This window comes from Paenibacillus sp. SRL342 (genome assembly GCF_984798905.1).
In genome coordinates this window covers 4,631,835-4,647,459 of the sequence record NZ_OZ481790.1, presented here as the reverse complement: position 1 = coordinate 4,647,459, position 15,625 = coordinate 4,631,835, and the positions used below count along the sequence as shown (strand labels likewise).

The 15,625-nt window shown below is 46.1% G+C and carries 16 protein-coding genes; 12 read left to right on the top strand and 4 right to left on the bottom strand.

The annotated features are described in order from the left end of the window. The first annotated feature begins 132 nt into the window (after positions 1 to 132). From AC4E8D_RS20485 to AC4E8D_RS20470, 4 genes are all read left to right on the top strand, one after another. Complete coding sequence (locus tag AC4E8D_RS20485; RefSeq protein ID WP_397376268.1) at positions 133 to 1,191, top strand: metal ABC transporter substrate-binding protein; 1,059 nt, start codon at positions 133 to 135, stop codon at positions 1,189 to 1,191. 81 nt (positions 1,192 to 1,272) lie between these two features. Next, the gene (locus tag AC4E8D_RS20480; protein WP_339177668.1) at positions 1,273 to 2,049 is read left to right on the top strand and encodes a metal ABC transporter ATP-binding protein; all 777 of its coding nucleotides are present in this window, start codon (positions 1,273 to 1,275) and stop codon (positions 2,047 to 2,049) included. A gap of 52 nt (positions 2,050 to 2,101) precedes the next feature. Next, the gene (locus tag AC4E8D_RS20475) at positions 2,102 to 2,905 is read left to right on the top strand and encodes a metal ABC transporter permease (protein WP_017687569.1); all 804 of its coding nucleotides are present in this window, start codon (positions 2,102 to 2,104) and stop codon (positions 2,903 to 2,905) included. 49 nt (positions 2,906 to 2,954) lie between these two features. Beyond that, positions 2,955 to 3,668, top strand: a complete 714-nt coding sequence (locus AC4E8D_RS20470; RefSeq protein WP_036614418.1) for a cytochrome c biogenesis CcdA family protein — start codon at positions 2,955 to 2,957, stop codon at positions 3,666 to 3,668. 146 nt (positions 3,669 to 3,814) lie between these two features. Here AC4E8D_RS20470 and splB read toward each other — a convergent pair whose 3' ends face one another. After that, complete coding sequence (gene splB / locus AC4E8D_RS20465; RefSeq protein WP_221822155.1) at positions 3,815 to 4,885, bottom strand: spore photoproduct lyase; 1,071 nt, start codon at positions 4,883 to 4,885, stop codon at positions 3,815 to 3,817. A gap of 192 nt (positions 4,886 to 5,077) precedes the next feature. On the opposite strand from splB, the gene mntR reads away from it, so the two are divergent. The 3 genes from mntR to AC4E8D_RS20450 all read left to right on the top strand — a co-directional run bounded on the left by mntR (position 5,078) and on the right by AC4E8D_RS20450 (position 8,418). Further along, positions 5,078 to 5,506 (top strand): transcriptional regulator MntR, encoded by a 429-nt coding sequence (mntR, locus tag AC4E8D_RS20460; protein WP_036614415.1) that lies wholly within the window; start codon positions 5,078 to 5,080, stop codon positions 5,504 to 5,506. A 210-nt stretch (positions 5,507 to 5,716) separates the two neighbouring features. Then, positions 5,717 to 7,327, top strand: a complete 1,611-nt coding sequence (locus tag AC4E8D_RS20455) for a family 10 glycosylhydrolase (RefSeq protein ID WP_339304870.1) — start codon at positions 5,717 to 5,719, stop codon at positions 7,325 to 7,327. 89 nt (positions 7,328 to 7,416) lie between these two features. Continuing rightward, complete coding sequence (locus AC4E8D_RS20450; protein WP_221822151.1) at positions 7,417 to 8,418, top strand: patatin-like phospholipase family protein; 1,002 nt, start codon at positions 7,417 to 7,419, stop codon at positions 8,416 to 8,418. 61 nt (positions 8,419 to 8,479) lie between these two features. Here AC4E8D_RS20450 and AC4E8D_RS20445 read toward each other — a convergent pair whose 3' ends face one another. Next, complete coding sequence (locus AC4E8D_RS20445; protein WP_036614407.1) at positions 8,480 to 8,812, bottom strand: hypothetical protein; 333 nt, start codon at positions 8,810 to 8,812, stop codon at positions 8,480 to 8,482. A 5-nt stretch (positions 8,813 to 8,817) separates the two neighbouring features. Further along, positions 8,818 to 9,810, bottom strand: a complete 993-nt coding sequence (locus tag AC4E8D_RS20440; protein ID WP_062835280.1) for a DUF1385 domain-containing protein — start codon at positions 9,808 to 9,810, stop codon at positions 8,818 to 8,820. A 213-nt stretch (positions 9,811 to 10,023) separates the two neighbouring features. Here AC4E8D_RS20440 and AC4E8D_RS20435 point away from each other — a divergent pair, with 213 nt between their 5' ends. The 5 genes from AC4E8D_RS20435 (at position 10,024) to AC4E8D_RS20415 (ending at position 14,549) form a co-directional block, all read left to right on the top strand. Beyond that, a complete protein-coding gene (locus tag AC4E8D_RS20435; RefSeq protein WP_221822149.1) occupies positions 10,024 to 10,602 on the top strand; it encodes a YqhR family membrane protein in 579 nt (192 codons plus the stop codon). A gap of 76 nt (positions 10,603 to 10,678) precedes the next feature. Then, positions 10,679 to 11,122 carry a type II 3-dehydroquinate dehydratase gene (gene aroQ, locus AC4E8D_RS20430; protein ID WP_036614400.1) on the top strand — a complete coding sequence of 148 codons (444 nt, stop codon included), beginning with the start codon at positions 10,679 to 10,681 and terminating at the stop codon, positions 11,120 to 11,122. A gap of 39 nt (positions 11,123 to 11,161) precedes the next feature. Continuing rightward, entirely contained in the window at positions 11,162 to 12,235 is a 1,074-nt protein-coding gene (locus tag AC4E8D_RS20425; protein ID WP_036614396.1) for a M24 family metallopeptidase, read from the top strand. Between the two features lie 312 nt (positions 12,236 to 12,547). Then, complete coding sequence (efp, locus tag AC4E8D_RS20420; RefSeq protein ID WP_017687580.1) at positions 12,548 to 13,105, top strand: elongation factor P; 558 nt, start codon at positions 12,548 to 12,550, stop codon at positions 13,103 to 13,105. A gap of 190 nt (positions 13,106 to 13,295) precedes the next feature. Continuing rightward, positions 13,296 to 14,549 (top strand): aspartate kinase, encoded by a 1,254-nt coding sequence (locus AC4E8D_RS20415; protein WP_047843625.1) that lies wholly within the window; start codon positions 13,296 to 13,298, stop codon positions 14,547 to 14,549. Positions 14,550 to 14,636: 87 nt separating this feature from the next. Here the strand turns inward: AC4E8D_RS20415 and AC4E8D_RS20410 are convergent, their stop codons facing one another. After that, positions 14,637 to 15,386 carry a 2-phosphosulfolactate phosphatase gene (locus AC4E8D_RS20410; protein WP_221822140.1) on the bottom strand — a complete coding sequence of 250 codons (750 nt, stop codon included), beginning with the start codon at positions 15,384 to 15,386 and terminating at the stop codon, positions 14,637 to 14,639. Positions 15,387 to 15,625 lie beyond the last annotated feature (239 nt).

Genomic DNA, 15,625 nt, shown 5'->3' with positions numbered 1-15,625 from the left:
AACAAGCATATACTGTTATGAACTCCGTACTTCAGGAAAGAATGATAGGACGGGATAGCTTGACAAGTAGGTTCAGGTTACCTATAATTCTTTCAGTAATGTTTACGATTAAGAGATGCGGAGTGAATCATAATGACATTTTATAAAGATCAACATCAAGTTCAGGATAACCGGACAGGGAAGACGAGCAAAAGAGGCAACATGAAGTTAATGTGGACGGGTTTGCTTATTCTCACTTTGCTGGTATTGTCAGCGTGTGGGCAGGATAGTTCCAATAGTGCGAAGATTGTGGAAGGCAAGGTAAACGTTGTGACGACATTTTATCCTGTATATGCTTTTACGACTGCCATCGGTGGTGAGGATGCCAATGTCATTAACCTGCTGCCAACGGGAGTAGAGCCGCATGACTGGACTCCGAAGAGTCAGGATATTGTTAATACGTCCAAGGCACAGCTGTTTTTCTATAATGGAGCTGGACTGGAAGGATGGGTGCCAAATTTCCTGAAGTCGCTGAATAGTGATACTCAGGTGAAGTCTGTTGCCGTCAGCGAAGGGGTTAAGCTGTTAACCGCTGAGGGTGATGATGGGCACGGTCACGGCGAAGAGCACGAAGACGAGCATGCAGATGAACATACAGATGAGGCTACCAGTGAAGATGTCGCTGATCATCATATTGATCCACATACGTGGGTTAGTCCGAAATCAGCCATGATCATGGCTGAAAACATCAAAAATAGTCTGGTCGAGGCAGATCCTGATCACAAAGCAGGTTACGAACAACGTTATGAAGCGCTTCGTACGAAGCTTGAGACACTGGATCAGCGTTTCACAGATGAGTTGGCTACCGTACCGAACAACGAAATTGTAGTCTCGCACCAAGCGTTTGGCTACCTTGCACGTGATTATGGATTAACCCAGCATGCCATTATGGGACTTTCCCCGGATGCTGAACCGACAGGACAGGATATTGTGAAGCTTGCGCAATTGGTTAAAGATGAAGGTATCAAATATATTTTCTTCGAAGAGCTGGTATCTGACAAATTGGCGAAAACACTGGCAAGTGAAGCAGGAGTGGAGACCATGGTCCTTAATCCGGTTGAGGGATTGACCAAGGAGCAGGCAACAAACGGGGATGATTATTTCACCCTCATGGAGAAAAATTTGCAAAATCTGCTGATCGCATTAAAATAAGATAGAATGAAGGATTCAGATCGAAGAGTCTTTACCGTTCGCGGTGAAGGCTCTTAGAACGCTATGGGATTCTTATATATAATGAAGGGCGGCTTTGCCATGCAGCAAATCATGCCACTATGTCATGATCCAATTATAGAGATCGAGAAACTATCATTTTCCTACGGGGACCAGCGAGTGATTGAGAATCTCGATTTTATGGCCCAGGAACGGGACTTTGTCGGGATTATCGGTTCCAATGGGGCGGGTAAAACGACATTGCTGCGCATGCTGGTAGGACTTCTTCCTCCTGCGCAGGGAGATATCAAACTATTCGGAGAGTCGATCCGCAGGTTCAAGGACTGGGACCGAATCGGGTATGTACCGCAAAAGAATGCATTTAACCCGTTGTTCCCTGCGACCGTTCGTGAAGTGGTCATGTCAGGCTTGTATAATAACAAAAACATGTTCCGTCGTATGTCTCGCAAATGTCAGCAACAGTGCACGGATGCGATGCAGGTCATGCGGATCGAGGATCTGGCGAACAAACGTATTGGTCAATTGTCCGGCGGGCAGCAGCAGCGTGTATTTTTGGCACGAGCGCTTATCAATCACCCGGATCTATTGATTCTGGATGAACCTACTGTAGGTATTGATGCTGAATCACAGGCCAGTTTCTTTGAACTGATTACCCATATGCATGAACATCACCGCATGACTTTTCTGATGGTGTCTCATGATATGGATCGAATGGAGAGTTATCTGGGTTCTGAAGCTGCAGTAACGAATGGCAAAATTAACTTCCATGTCCGTCATTCGCATGAGGTACAGGATTGTGCTGAGACCAATCTGCAACATACCACTGCACAGGTACGCTAGCCGTATTTATGGCCCATTAGATTAGAGTAAGGCCGAAGGAGTCGTGTTTGTTTTGGAAATATTAATGAGTGATTTTTTTCAGCGTGCCCTGGCGGGTGGGTTGTTAATTGGCATTACCGCTCCGTTAATCGGACTGTTCCTGGTCTTGCGGCGGTTATCCATGATCGGAGACACCTTGTCTCATGTGACCATTGCCGGTGTTGCACTTGGATTCCTGATTGAAGTGTATCCCATTGCAGTGGGCTTGATATTTGCCGTGCTTGCTTCATTTGCGATAGAGAAATTGCGCAAAGCGTACAAGAGTTACGCCGAATTATCGATTGCCATTATCATGTCCGGTGGCGTGGCTCTTGCTTCCTTGTTCTTTACGCTGGGCAAAGGATATAATGCAGATGTCATGAGTTATTTATTCGGCAGTATATATACATTAGACGCTACGGATCTGAAGCTTGTAGGTGTGGTTACGCTGATCGTGGTGATTGTAGTGGCATTGTTACATAAGGAATTTTTCCTGCTCAGCTTTGAGGAAGATGCGGCAGCGGTTACAGGGTTGCCTGTGAGAATTCTGAACATGTTAATCACGGTGATGACAGCACTTGTCATAAGCACGGCGATCAAGATTGTCGGTGCGCTTCTGGTGTCAGCGCTATTGACCATTCCGGTAGCGGTCAGCCTGTTGATGGCTCGAAGTTTCAAATCCGCCATTATTTTGTCCGTGGTTATCGGCGAAATTGCCGTAGTCCTTGGACTGGTTGTAGCAGGTATCTGGAACCTCGCACCTGGAGCAACGATTGTATTATTGCTGATCATGATGCTGATTCTGACGATGATTGGAAAAAAAGGGTTCCGAGCCTGACGACTGAACGAGCAAGCACGTGAGCCCGGGGAAGGGAGACATCCGCTTCATGCCTGATGTTAATGTATGGATGGCTTTTGTAGCAGGTTTGGTCTCATTTATATCACCATGTTGTCTTCCGCTGTATCCATCATACCTCTCCTACATTACAGGTATGACGGTGCAGCAATTGAAGGATGACCGCAATCAGCGTGAAGTCCGCTTTAAGACCATGACGCATACGCTGGCGTTTATTTTAGGCTTCTCGGCAGTATTTTATTCGCTTGGCCTTGGTGCTGGACTGTTTGGCCAATTTTTCAATGATAACCGTGAATTGATTCGTCAATTGTCTGCGATTCTGATTATGCTCATGGGGTTGTTTTTGCTTGGTGTGTTCAAGCCGCAGTTTCTGATGAAGGAACGCAAGCTGGATATGAAATGGAAACCAGCAGGCTATCTGGGCTCTTTTATATTTGGCATCGGTTTCTCAGCAGGTTGGTCGCCGTGTATTGGCCCTATTCTAACAGCAATCATTGCTATGGCTGCAAGTGAGCCCACGACCTGGTTGGCGCTGATTACAGGTTATACGGCAGGGTTTGCAATCCCGTTTTTCATTTTGGCGTTTTTCATCGGTTCGACACGCTGGATCTTACGGTATTCCAATGTCATGATGAAAGTCGGAGGAGCATTAATGTTGTTCCTTGGGGTATTGCTTTTCACAGATCAGATGACGAAGATTACCATCTGGTTGCAGCAAATTACACCAGACTGGATGATTATTTAATCGGATGAACTGAATTCAAGTATTATTATGTATGGCATAGCAGGCTACATGTTACCAGAGACATTCTGGGTCATGTAACCTGCTTTTTAATCGTTTGTTAGAAATGCATATACTAGCATATCATTATAAGCAGTCCTGTTTTTCGTTTAGGTGAAGTAATCAATATTGGCTAGTGGAAAATGTTCAAAGATCCGTTCCGTAATGAACTCCCGCAGCGCATCTTGCTGGTCATCCTTATAAACATACTTGTACTGACCCCAACGGCCCCATTTCATCTTGCGTTTCTCGATATCCATCTCCAGCTTGGTTTTGGGATAACGTTTCTCAATGGTTGCTTTGGCCGTTTTGGTAAAACGGTGCTGGATCATCTCAAAGGTAAGATCCCTAGTTGCTTCCTCTGGGAGCGTATCTGCCAGCTTTTGCAACAGATCCGAGTATCCTTCTTCCCAGCCTTCATACCACATAATCGGAGCGATAATGAATCCCAGGGGATAACCGGCGTGTGCAATTTTGCCAGCAGCTTCAATGCGTTCCTCAAATCTGGAGGTAGCCGGTTCAAAGTTTTTGATGACATAATCCGAATTGACACTAAACCGGATACGGGTGTGGCCGTTATGTTTAAGGTTCAGCAACGGATCAACGTGATGATATTTGGTTACGAAGCGCAAGCGCCCATATTCTTCTTCAGCCATAAAACGGATCAAGTCACTTAAATTCTCCGTGATATGCTCCAGTCCTACGGGATCGGATGTACAGGCAGCTTCAAATCGTGTGATTTCAGGCGCCCGTTCTTCGATGTATCCTTTTGCAGCCTGAATGATCTCCTCGGTATTGACATAGACACGGACATAAGGTTTTGCACCAAGAGTAGTTTGAAGATAACAATAATGGCAGTGCCCCATACAGCCTGTAGAAATGGGAATGGCATATTCCGCTGAAGGTTTCGACTGGTCGAACTTAAGTGTTTTGCGCACACCAACGACAAGAGTACGCTTTGCCATCCGATATTTTTCTTGTTCGGTTTCACCCGGCAAGTTTGTGATACGGTTATGGGATGTGGTCATTTGATAAGGGATGTTTTTGGATGTGACCCATTCCATAATCCGTTTGCCTTTATCATATTCCAACGCACCGGGTTCAAAATACACCAAATCGGGAATAAAGGGTTTAGTGCCTTTTGCTTTACGAACTGGCGGTGAGGCTACACTTGTACTCACGAAATCACTCCTTTCGATGCGGAACTTTGTTTAGTTTGCCTCGTATGGGGAGAAGTCACGCCTGCCAATTACTTGTGTAACAGCGCGCTCTGAACTGTGCAGGACTTGCCAATGCGTATTGATAACATGTATCATTATAAGATAGGGACCAGGCACGAATAGGGGCCGGTCAGAGAGAAAAGAGGGAAGCAGATGCCAACGCCCAGTATGGAAGATTATTTGGAGCGTATATACAAATTAATTGATGAAAAGGGCTATGCTCGTGTGTCTGATATAGCTGAAGGACTGGAAGTACATCCTTCATCGGTGACGAAGATGATCCAAAAGCTGGACAAAGACGAGTACCTGATCTATGAAAAGTACCGCGGACTGGTGCTTACGCCAAAAGGCAAAAAGATGGGCAAACGTTTGATGGAGCGCCATCATCTGCTTGAACAATTTTTGACAACGATTGGTGTTCAGGAACAAAATATCTACAATGATGTTGAAGGCATTGAACATCATCTGAGCTGGGACTCCATTACATGCATCGAGTCCTTGGTTGAATACTTCCGTCAGGATGAGAGCCGGTTGCGTGACCTCAAAAACCTTCAGGACGTCATGAGTAATACGGAGTCTTAAGTTTTTTGCAGTGGAATACACATGGTGGTATACAATGAATCGTATCCCGTGATCAAAGGATGCTTCTTGCCGTTTCAATGGCAGGAAGCATTTTTTTGTGTGCAATCACACCAAAATTTGGTGATTTTCGCAACTAAACGAACGGTAGGAGCGTCTATTAAACTAGTAGAATTTACCGCAAATTTATAATGATTTTGGAGGACTGCACTAATGAACGTTCGTAAAGGATTGATGCTGCTGCTCATTTTTGTACTTGGATTACAGACAGCAGGTATGACGGCACAAGCGGCCGGGCAGAAGGAAATCGCTATTTTTCTAGACGGCAACCGTTTGGAATCGGATGTATCACCCTACATCTTGCCCAAAGTAAATGTAACGATGGTGCCTCTGCGTGTTATTAGCGAAGGACTGGGTGCGTCTGTTTTATGGTCTCAAGCTACTCGTACCGTGACCATTAAGAAATCCGATTCGGTCATCTCTATGACGAGCGGACGCCAGCAGGCGACGGTGGATAACGCAGTAGTTGGTCTGGATGCATCGGTCGAATTGAAACAGGGTCGGGTCATGGTACCCATTCGATTCGTCAGTGAGAACCTGGGCATTCGAGTGAACTGGAATCAGTCTGCCCAGACCATTGATCTGTACACAGGAGACGAATCAGTCCCAACTCCTGAACCAACCCCGGCAACCCCAGCGGAGCCTGGAGGTACGGGCACTGTACCAGCTTCTGAAGAGATGCGGGGAGCATGGATCTCCACTGTGAATGGAGACTGGCCTTCATCCGGAGCGAAGGGAAATGTGGAGAAGCAAAAGCAGGAGTACACGAAACAGCTCGATACGTTGCAAGGTATGGGCATTAATGCCGTATTCGTTCAAGTGAGAGCCAACGGGGATGCCATCTATCCTTCAGGTCTGGTACCTTGGAACAGCGTATTGACAGGAACACAAGGTAAAGATCCAGGTTATGATCCCCTCGCGTTTATGGTTGAGGAAGCACACAAACGAGGTCTGGAGTTCCACGCTTGGTTTAATCCGTTTAGAGCAACGAACTCAGCGAGTACATCAAACTTGGCTGCAAACCACATCTCGAAGCTTCATCCCGACTGGATTGTGAATGCATCCGGCAAATTGTACATTAACCCGGGTATCCCGGAAGCCAGACAGCATATTATCGATACGATCATGGAAGTGGTCAATCAGTATGATATTGATGGCGTACATCTGGATGATTATTTCTATCCGTCCAATGTGACTTTTAATGATGATGCAGCCTTCAAAACCTATAACACATTGAATACCAAAGACCGTGCTGAATGGCGTCGGGACAATATCAATCAGTTCGTTAAGCAGCTCGGACAGAGTATACACAGCGTGAAAGCTAACGTTGAATATGGAATTAGTCCATTTGGTGTATGGCGTAACAAATCCGTTGATCTGACAGGCTCTGATACCAAAGCAGGAGTAACCGCCTATGACAGCATGAATGCAGATGTGCGGACATGGATTAACCAGGAGTGGATCGACTATGTCGCTCCGCAGGTGTATTGGAGTATGACACTGAACGTAGCCCGTTACGACAAAGTCGTGGACTGGTGGGCGAATGAAGTGGCTAACACAAATGTAAAATTGTATATCGGTCACTCTCCTTATAAGTTAGGTACGCCGGAAATTGGCTGGCAGACTTCACAGGAGATCATCGATCAGCTGAACTACAACAAGAAGTATGGTTCGGTCAAAGGGGATATTTTCTTCAGTTCACAGTACCTGACGAAGAACCCTCTCGGCCTAATTGCCAAATTAAAAGCTTATTATGGTCTCTAAAACAATTTAACAATACGGTTATAAGACAAACCCTTGTTCTCATAGAGTGGCAGTAGAAACGTGGCTGCCTGGAGAACGGGGGTTTTGTTGTGTTAATTAACGCGGTGTTTGAAGGTGGAGGCGTCAAAGGGATCTCGCTTGCAGGCGCTGTGCAGGGTGCTCAAGACTGCGGCATTCAGTTCAATCGGGTGGCAGGCACATCATCCGGCTCCATTGTAGCTGCTCTGCTAGCGGCAGGTTACCGGGCTGAAGAGATGAAAGTCATTATTGAGAATACCCCCTTTGTTTCATTGCTGCGTCGTTCCCCCATATTTAATACCCGATGGATCGGACCGGCAGCAAGGCTGTTCTTGAAGAAAGGTTTGTATTCGGGGGAGGCGCTGGAATCATGGATTCGCAAGATGCTGGAGCAGAAAGGGATTCGCACATTTGCTGACTTGCCGCAAGGCAAGTTGCTTATTACGGCGTCCGATATATCCAATGGGACCATTCTGGTGCTGCCAGACGATATTCGGCGGTTCGGCATTGATCCTGCCAAGCTGGATGTTGCAAAAGCGGTACGTATGAGTTGCAGTATTCCATATTTTTTCGATCCGGTAGTCATACGCAAATCACCAGTATTCTCCAAAGGACTTCCTTTTCAAGATCAGTTCGTGTATGTCGTGGATGGTGGATTGCTTAGCAATTTTCCGTTGTGGCTCTTCGATGGTGATCGTTCGGAACGAGGAGGAGACGTTATTCCGGTTGTCGGATTCAAAATGGTGGGGAAGACGGAAGTGGAACCTGCCCGGATTAAAGGACCGCTAAGCATGCTTCAGGCCCTTGTGGAGACGATGCTCACAGCACATGATGAACGCTATATCGAACAGATTAACCGGTTTCGTACAGTGAAGATACCAACGCTTGGGATCAAACCAACGCAATTTCATTTATCGTTACAGGATAGCACGGCCTTATATCGATCAGGTGCAACCGCAGGGAACGAATTTTTCAACGGATGGAATATGAAAATGTATGATGAACAGCTGGACAAACAAAGAAAAGAATTGCGCAAGAAACAAGCAGAAGCTTCGCCTCTGATTCCTGTATAAACGTGAAAAAAGCAATTCTCCGCAAGTTGGGAGAACTGCTTTTTTGTATGTTCAGTAGCTTTTAGTGAAATTTCGGAATATCTTCATCGCTTTTCCCTTTTTGTCCTTGAATCACTTGGAAAGGATAATCCTTACGTTTCTTTGAAGAGCCGCTGCTCTTTCTGGCACTGGACTGTGCATTAACTTTCGCCATGGTTCGTGCCGATGGTTTAATCTTCGGTGATTTGGTTTTGCTTGCCCAGCGACGAGGCGGATATTTGTACAGCAGGAATACGGCTCCGAACACGACCAGAGGAATAATGATCCTGGATGGACTAGCGTTCCCCAGCCAAGTCAAGACTCCAACAGCAGCTAGTGCGATGAACGTCCAAAATAAGATTGCCTGCTTGTTCATATCATTCACCCTTTCACAGGATCGAGTGTTGCAACAGGTACTTCTGACGTAGCAGAGACATTGGCAAGCTTGGCATCCAACTCACGCATACGGTTAAACGAAGCAATGGAGACTTCTACCTGTTCGTTGGTCGGTTCTTTTGTTGTCAGCAATTGCAGCCACAATCCCGGGTATCCGAGATAACGCAGTACAGGAATATCACGTACCGAATTCGTGAGCTTTAACAGTTCAAAAGAAATGCCTAGCACAACTGGTAATAACAATAGACGCTGACCCATCCGTTCCCAGAGGTTATCGTACGTGAAGAGGGAGTATAGAAACACTCCAATGATGACAGTCAACATAATGAAACTGCTTCCGCAGCGGTAGTGCAGTCGGCTGTACTTTTGCACGTTCTCCGGTGTCAGTTCTTCACCAGCTTCATGTGCGCTGATTACCTTGTGTTCCGCTCCATGATACTGGAAGAGACGTTTAATCATCGGCGTCTGTGAGATTAACCACAGATAGGCGAGTAACAGGATCAGCTTAATGCCGCCTTCCAGTAAATTATGCAAAAACTGATTGTCGAATGCATTTTTGAATAGAAAATTCTCGATAACAACAGGAAGCAAAGTAAGCACAACTTTACCAAAAAGGAATGAAAGAATGGCTACGGCGGTTACACCAATAATCATGCTAAGGCTCCAGCCCGAACCTTCTTTCTCTTTTTGCTTGGCTTTCTCTTCCGGTTCCAGTTCATCATCAGCATAAGCGTCAGCAGAATAATTAAGATGTCTGCTACCTTTAACACTTGAATCTATAATGCTGACAATTCCGCGTAATAAAGGAATCCGCCGCAATTTCGTGACCCAGGACTTGTCTTGCTTGGGAACTTCCAGATACGTAATTTCGCCGTCTTTTCTACGAACAGCTGTAACGTTGACATGTTTCCCACCGAACATTACGCCTTCAATGACAGCTTGCCCCCCATAGCTGACAGGCTTGGATTGTTGAGGCAAATTATTCACCTTCCTATTCTGTTCTAGGCCTTCGCGATCAAAGGCAGTTTAATAACCCTATTGTATCGAATTTTAAGCGCAATTTCTAGTTTGTGAGTCAATCCTTGAAGGATGTTGTTAAGATTGTCCTGTTTTGAACATACTACCTCGTAGAATCAGGCAGAAAATTCGAGGCATAGTACGGGATTATCAACTGAATGAAGGAGAATATCGATGACAGAGCGTACGCATGAAGATACATCGCGAGATGAAGGCCAACATCCGAAAGAACGGCAGCAAAAAGACAGGGGCAGGCGCCCTACCCAGAGGCAAGGTCAAGCTCACTACTACACCAAGCCATTTTCCTTTGCGTTAGAGCTTGGCTTCTTTGCCGGTTTTATCTGGGGTGGGCTGCATTGGCTATTCTATCTGCTGCATTTTACGATTGTACCTGTCGGATTTCTGGCCGAGCCTTTTTTCAAACATGAATATATATATACCGCAGCTGGACATTTGACAGGCTGGTTGTTTTTTATCGTCTTTTCTATCTTGGCTTCCTTGCTCTACACGTTCACGATTAGAAAATTAAAAGGACCGGTACCCGGCATGGTGTATGGAATTGTCTGGTGGCTGATCCTCTTTATACTGGTGGGACCGAAAGTCGGGATGATGAAACCTTTGAACGGTTTAACGTGGGATTCGATCATCACGGAACTCTGTTTCTTTTTGCTATGGGGGCTGTTCATTGGTTACACGGTAGCTATGGAGTACACGGATGAACGCAAACGCGAGCCGGAGCAAGCGGGGGCATAGCGCAAAAAAGCTTCTCAATCCGGCAATGGCTGTGTTAAAATAGCAGATGGTTATTTGCAGAGAGGGTGGAGCAGCGATGAAACGAATTATTGTGATCAATGGTCCGAACCTGAACATGCTTGGTGTACGTGAACCGGGCATCTATGGAACGCTTAGTCTGAAGGATATTGAGGACAAAATTCGCAGACAGGCTGATGAAATTGGCGTCTCCATCGCTTTTTATCAATCGAACCATGAAGGGGACATCATTGACCGCATTCATGCAGCGATGGGTGAGGCAGACGGAATAATACTGAATGCCGGAGCATTTACCCATTATAGCTATGCTATACGTGATGCAATCAATGCTGTAAAAGTCCCTACGGTGGAAGTACATCTATCCAACATTCATGCACGCGAAGCGTTCAGACATCATTCAGTGATTGCAGCGGAAACAATCGGGCAGATTGCCGGATTTGGTGAAGTAAGCTATGAACTGGGATTGCTGGCTCTTGTGCGTCATCTGGACAAACAAACCTGAGCCGGGAACCGGGGAATGTGAGAGAAAGAAGGGTTACCGATGGAAAACAAACGAGTAAATAAGTTGCGTGAAGCCATGCGTGAGCATGAACTCACAGCAATGCTGATTACAAACCCGATTAACCGTCGTTATATGACGGGTTTTACAGGCTCGGCGGGATATGTGCTGATTACGGAACAGGATGCCTATTTGCTGACTGATTTCCGTTATATGTCTCAAGCGCCTCAGCAAGCCAAAGGATTCACCGTTGTTGAGCATGGAGCTAAGCCGATGGATACGGTGCGTGAACTACTGGCATCCGCAAATATCAAAGAAGTGGGCTTCGAGCAGGATAGTGTTACATTTGGCACGCACTCCGCTTATGCTGAAGCACTGCAGTCTATTGAACTGAAAGCTGTATCCGGGATTGTGGAACAACTTCGTATGTTCAAGGATGAAGACGAGATCGCGGTTATGCAGAGAGCAGCAGATCTGGCGGATGCCACATTCAGCCACGTTTTGCAGTTTGCAAAACCAGGTATGACGGAACGTGAAGTGGATCTGGAGATGGAGTTTTTCATGCGCAAGCATGGAGCAACGTCTTCTTCGTTTGACACCATTGTAGCATCGGGTGAACGTTCTGCTATGCCTCACGGTGTAGCAAGCAGCAAGGTCATCGGACAGAATGAGTTAATTACATTTGACTTTGGTGCACTTTTGGATGGATACTGTTCAGATCTGACACGTACCATTGCAACAGGCACACCTGTACCTGAATTGCGCAAAATTTATGACATTGTACTGGAAGCTCAGTTACATACGCTGGAGAACCTGAAACCGGGCATGACCGGACGGGAAGCAGATGCATTGGCTCGTGATATCATTGCAGGTCACGGATATGGAGATCAATTCGGACACAGCACAGGCCACGGTCTGGGTATGGAAGTTCACGAAGCTCCTCGCTTGTCCAAGCTTAGCGACGATGTATTGAAACCGGGTATGGTTGTTACCGTTGAACCGGGTATATATATTGATGGGCTTGGCGGCGTGCGTATCGAGGATGACGTAGTGATTACCGAGACGGGTATTCATATTCTCACGAAGTCGGACAAGAAGTTCACCGTAATCGGCTAAATTACAGCCACAGGGATATAAGACGATTTTTAATATAAAGGTACAGGTTATTGCTGATTGTTATGGACCATTGCAAAAGCAGTGAAGGGAGCGGAATCGATTCTGAAGAAGCGAAGCGCTCGCCTTTGTCTCCTCATTTTAAACCTTATTAAAATCTAGTCGGGAAAATGAGGAGACAACAGCGATCGGAGGAACGATCCGAACCCGTAACGGTCACATCGCACATGGTCATCAATTCAGAATAAACCCACCATTACATTAACCTATCGTCTTATATCACCTACTTTTTAACCATATCAGGAGGGATTTTTTGTGATTTCAGTAAACGATTTTAAAACAGGCTTGACCGTGCAAGTAGATAACGATATCTATACCGTGCTTGATTTCCAACACGTTAAACCAGGTAAAGGCGCTGCCTTCGTACGTTCCAAATTGAAAAACCTGCGTAACGGAAACACCGTTGAAAAAACATTCCGTGCAGGCGAAACGATTGGTCGTGCCATCATCGAAAATCGTGGCGTATCCTACCTGTATGCAAGCGGTACAGAGCACACGTTCATGGATAACGAAACATATGATCAGTTCACATTGACTAGTGATCAACTGGAATGGGAATTGAACTTCCTGAAAGAAAACATGGTCGTTAAGATTGTTAGCTACCAAGGTGAAATCCTCGGAATCGACTTGCCAACAAGCGTTGAGTTGAAAGTCATCGAGACTGAGCCAAGCGTTAAAGGTAACACTGCACAAGGCGCTACCAAAAATGCAAAAGTGGAAACAGGTTTGAACGTACAGGTTCCTTTGTTCATTAACGAAGGTGACGTTCTCCTGATTGACACACGTGAAGGTAAATACTCTTCCCGGGCGTAACTTTCACAAGCTGTAAGCTAATAAACGGTATTAACAACCCTCTGCCATTCCTTTGGCAGAGGGTTTTTTCGAAAAAAGATTAGCCTATCAGGCGCTTTCGTAATATACTGGGTTAAAGTCATTTCTCGTAGAGAATAATGACGATGGACATTAATTATGCATACTGCACAAGGTAGGGAGTGGATTTGCGTTGTCATTGTACGTCATGAAATTTGGGGGCAGCTCGGTCGGAGATACAGAACGCATGAAGCGTGTAGCCGGACGTGTTGTAGAAAAAGCTGATGAAGGACATCGGTGTGTAGTTGTGGTTTCGGCCATGGGGGATACAACAGATGATTTGATTGATCAGGCAAAACAACTGAATAGTGATCTGCCTGCTCGTGAGATGGATATGCTCTTAACGACAGGAGAACAGATTTCGATCTCCTTATTATCGATGGCTATTCAAGCGCTTGGACGTAAGGCAGTATCGTTTACGGGCTGGCAAGCGGGATTCCGCACAGAGCCGGTTCACGGAAAAGCACGTATTCATGATATTCAACCTGACCGTGTGAATGCAGCACTTGCCGAGGGCAACATTGTTATTGTTGCAGGCTTCCAGGGCATGACGGAAGACGGCGAGATCACAACGCTGGGTCGTGGTGGTTCGGATACAACAGCTGTAGCGCTGGCGGCAGCCATTAAGGCTGATGCGTGTGAGATCTATACGGATGTAGACGGAATCTATTCTACGGACCCGCGGATCGTTAAGGTTGCGCGCAAGCTGAAGGAAATATCCTATGACGAAATGCTGGAACTTGCTAATTTGGGAGCAGCGGTGCTGCATCCGCGTGCAGTAGAGTACGCGAAGCATTCCGGTGTACCTTTAATTGTAAGATCCAGCTTTAACCATAATGAAGGAACGGTTGTGAAGGAGGAAGCAGCAATGGAACAAGGCGTAGTGGTTAGTGGTATTGCCTATGACAAAAATGTGGCTCGCATCAGTATTCTGGGTGTGCCGGATGTACCAGGAGTTCTGGCCGAAGTATTTGGTGCGCTTGCATCCAATCAGCTGGATGTGGACATTATCGTTCAGAGCGGTGTGATGGATGGCAAAGCGGACTTCTCTTTCTCTGTGGCGCTGTCTGATCGTGAGAACGCATTACGTGTCATTGAAGGCCTTCATAGCCGTTTGCCTTACCGTGAAGTCACATCAGAGGAGAACCTCGTTAAAATCTCCATTGTTGGCGCAGGCATGGTCAGTCATCCTGGTGTAGCTGCGAAGATGTTCAAAGTCATTTCCGCTGAAGGCGTGAGTATCAAGATGGTGAGCACTTCCGAGATCAAAGTATCTTGTGTTATTGACGGAGATAAGCTGCATGACGTCATTAAGGCATTGCATACAGCATATGATCTCGACACTGCGGAGCAAGCCGTTATCGGTGGACCTCAAGATCGCAGATAAGTATTTGCTATGTATGTAAATTAGCAAAGGTGTACTGTTGCCAACGGGCAGCAGTACACCTTTTTTTTGTTTTTCTCATGGCAATTCTCACATCAACTTGAACATCTTTCCGCCGCGTATGCCTCTATAAGGTTGCATGAGGTTCCCCTCCCCCATCTCGGGAACACAATCCAGCAAGTTTAATTGAGAACAATATGAAATGTCATGAACTCTGCCTAACTTTTCAAGCCTACGCCCGCTAACAGATCCCTGCACCAGCTCCGGGATCCTCTCTTGACATTGGGATACCGCCTGATGAAGTACTATGCCGAGATCGTTTAGTTGGATGGGAGAACAGGATTGACGGTGCAGTTCGTCGATGATACATCCAGCACACAAGGCGTCCTCCAGTGCAAATTCATCCTGATTCCCCGCACATAACAGCAATACATCTCGTTGAAGTTGGCAGAGAACTGCTGCGACAGCCCTGACATTGAGAAATGATCCAGCTAGTACATGTTTCGCCTTAGAAGCTTTAATCAAGGCTCGGGTTCCATCGGTTGTGGTCAGGATGATCGTTTTATCTGCAATGTCCTCAGTCATATATTCATAGGGGGAGTTACCCACCTCGAATCCGGTGATTTTTTTGTCAAAACGCTCCCCACCTCGAATGCAATCTTTCACTTCCATTTGTTTGGCTTGTGGAACGGTCTCTACGGCAATCACAGCCGAAGCGTCATACGCCAGAGCCGTAACAATTGTACTGGTCGTACACAATACATCAATGACAACTGCACTTCGCCCTGCAATATCAATAGTACGTACTTCATTCACATTGCCAACGACATCAACTCGCACTCCCCACAACTCCTTTCTTTATCTGGGGATCGGTAGTTCTGTTTTGAACCGAAATGGAACTTACCTATCTCCAATTACTATATGCATGCACATCTAGACGGGTGCCTAGAACAGAAGGTGCATCTATGGTTTCAAACTCTCAACCGTATTCTGAAGAATTGATAGATTTCAGCGTCATAAATTAAATGTACAGGCATAAACTTGAGATATGAACAAGCGCCAGAAGTGTGAACCAAATG

Excerpts from the sequence above, each read along its gene's own strand:
- AC4E8D_RS20470 (WP_036614418.1), top strand. The coding sequence starts at position 2,955 with ATGCCTGATGTTAATGTATGGATGGCTTTTGTAGCAGGTTTGGTCTCA.
- AC4E8D_RS20435 (WP_221822149.1), top strand. The coding sequence starts at position 10,024 with ATGACAGAGCGTACGCATGAAGATACATCGCGAGATGAAGGCCAACAT.
- AC4E8D_RS20455 (WP_339304870.1), top strand. The coding sequence starts at position 5,717 with ATGAACGTTCGTAAAGGATTGATGCTGCTGCTCATTTTTGTACTTGGA.
- aroQ (WP_036614400.1), top strand. The coding sequence starts at position 10,679 with ATGAAACGAATTATTGTGATCAATGGTCCGAACCTGAACATGCTTGGT.
- AC4E8D_RS20445 (WP_036614407.1), bottom strand. The coding sequence starts at position 8,812 with ATGAACAAGCAGGCAATCTTATTTTGGACGTTCATCGCACTAGCTGCT.
- mntR (WP_036614415.1), top strand. The coding sequence starts at position 5,078 with ATGCCAACGCCCAGTATGGAAGATTATTTGGAGCGTATATACAAATTA.
- AC4E8D_RS20485 (WP_397376268.1), top strand. The coding sequence starts at position 133 with ATGACATTTTATAAAGATCAACATCAAGTTCAGGATAACCGGACAGGG.
- AC4E8D_RS20480 (WP_339177668.1), top strand. The coding sequence starts at position 1,273 with ATGAAGGGCGGCTTTGCCATGCAGCAAATCATGCCACTATGTCATGAT.
- AC4E8D_RS20425 (WP_036614396.1), top strand. The coding sequence starts at position 11,162 with ATGGAAAACAAACGAGTAAATAAGTTGCGTGAAGCCATGCGTGAGCAT.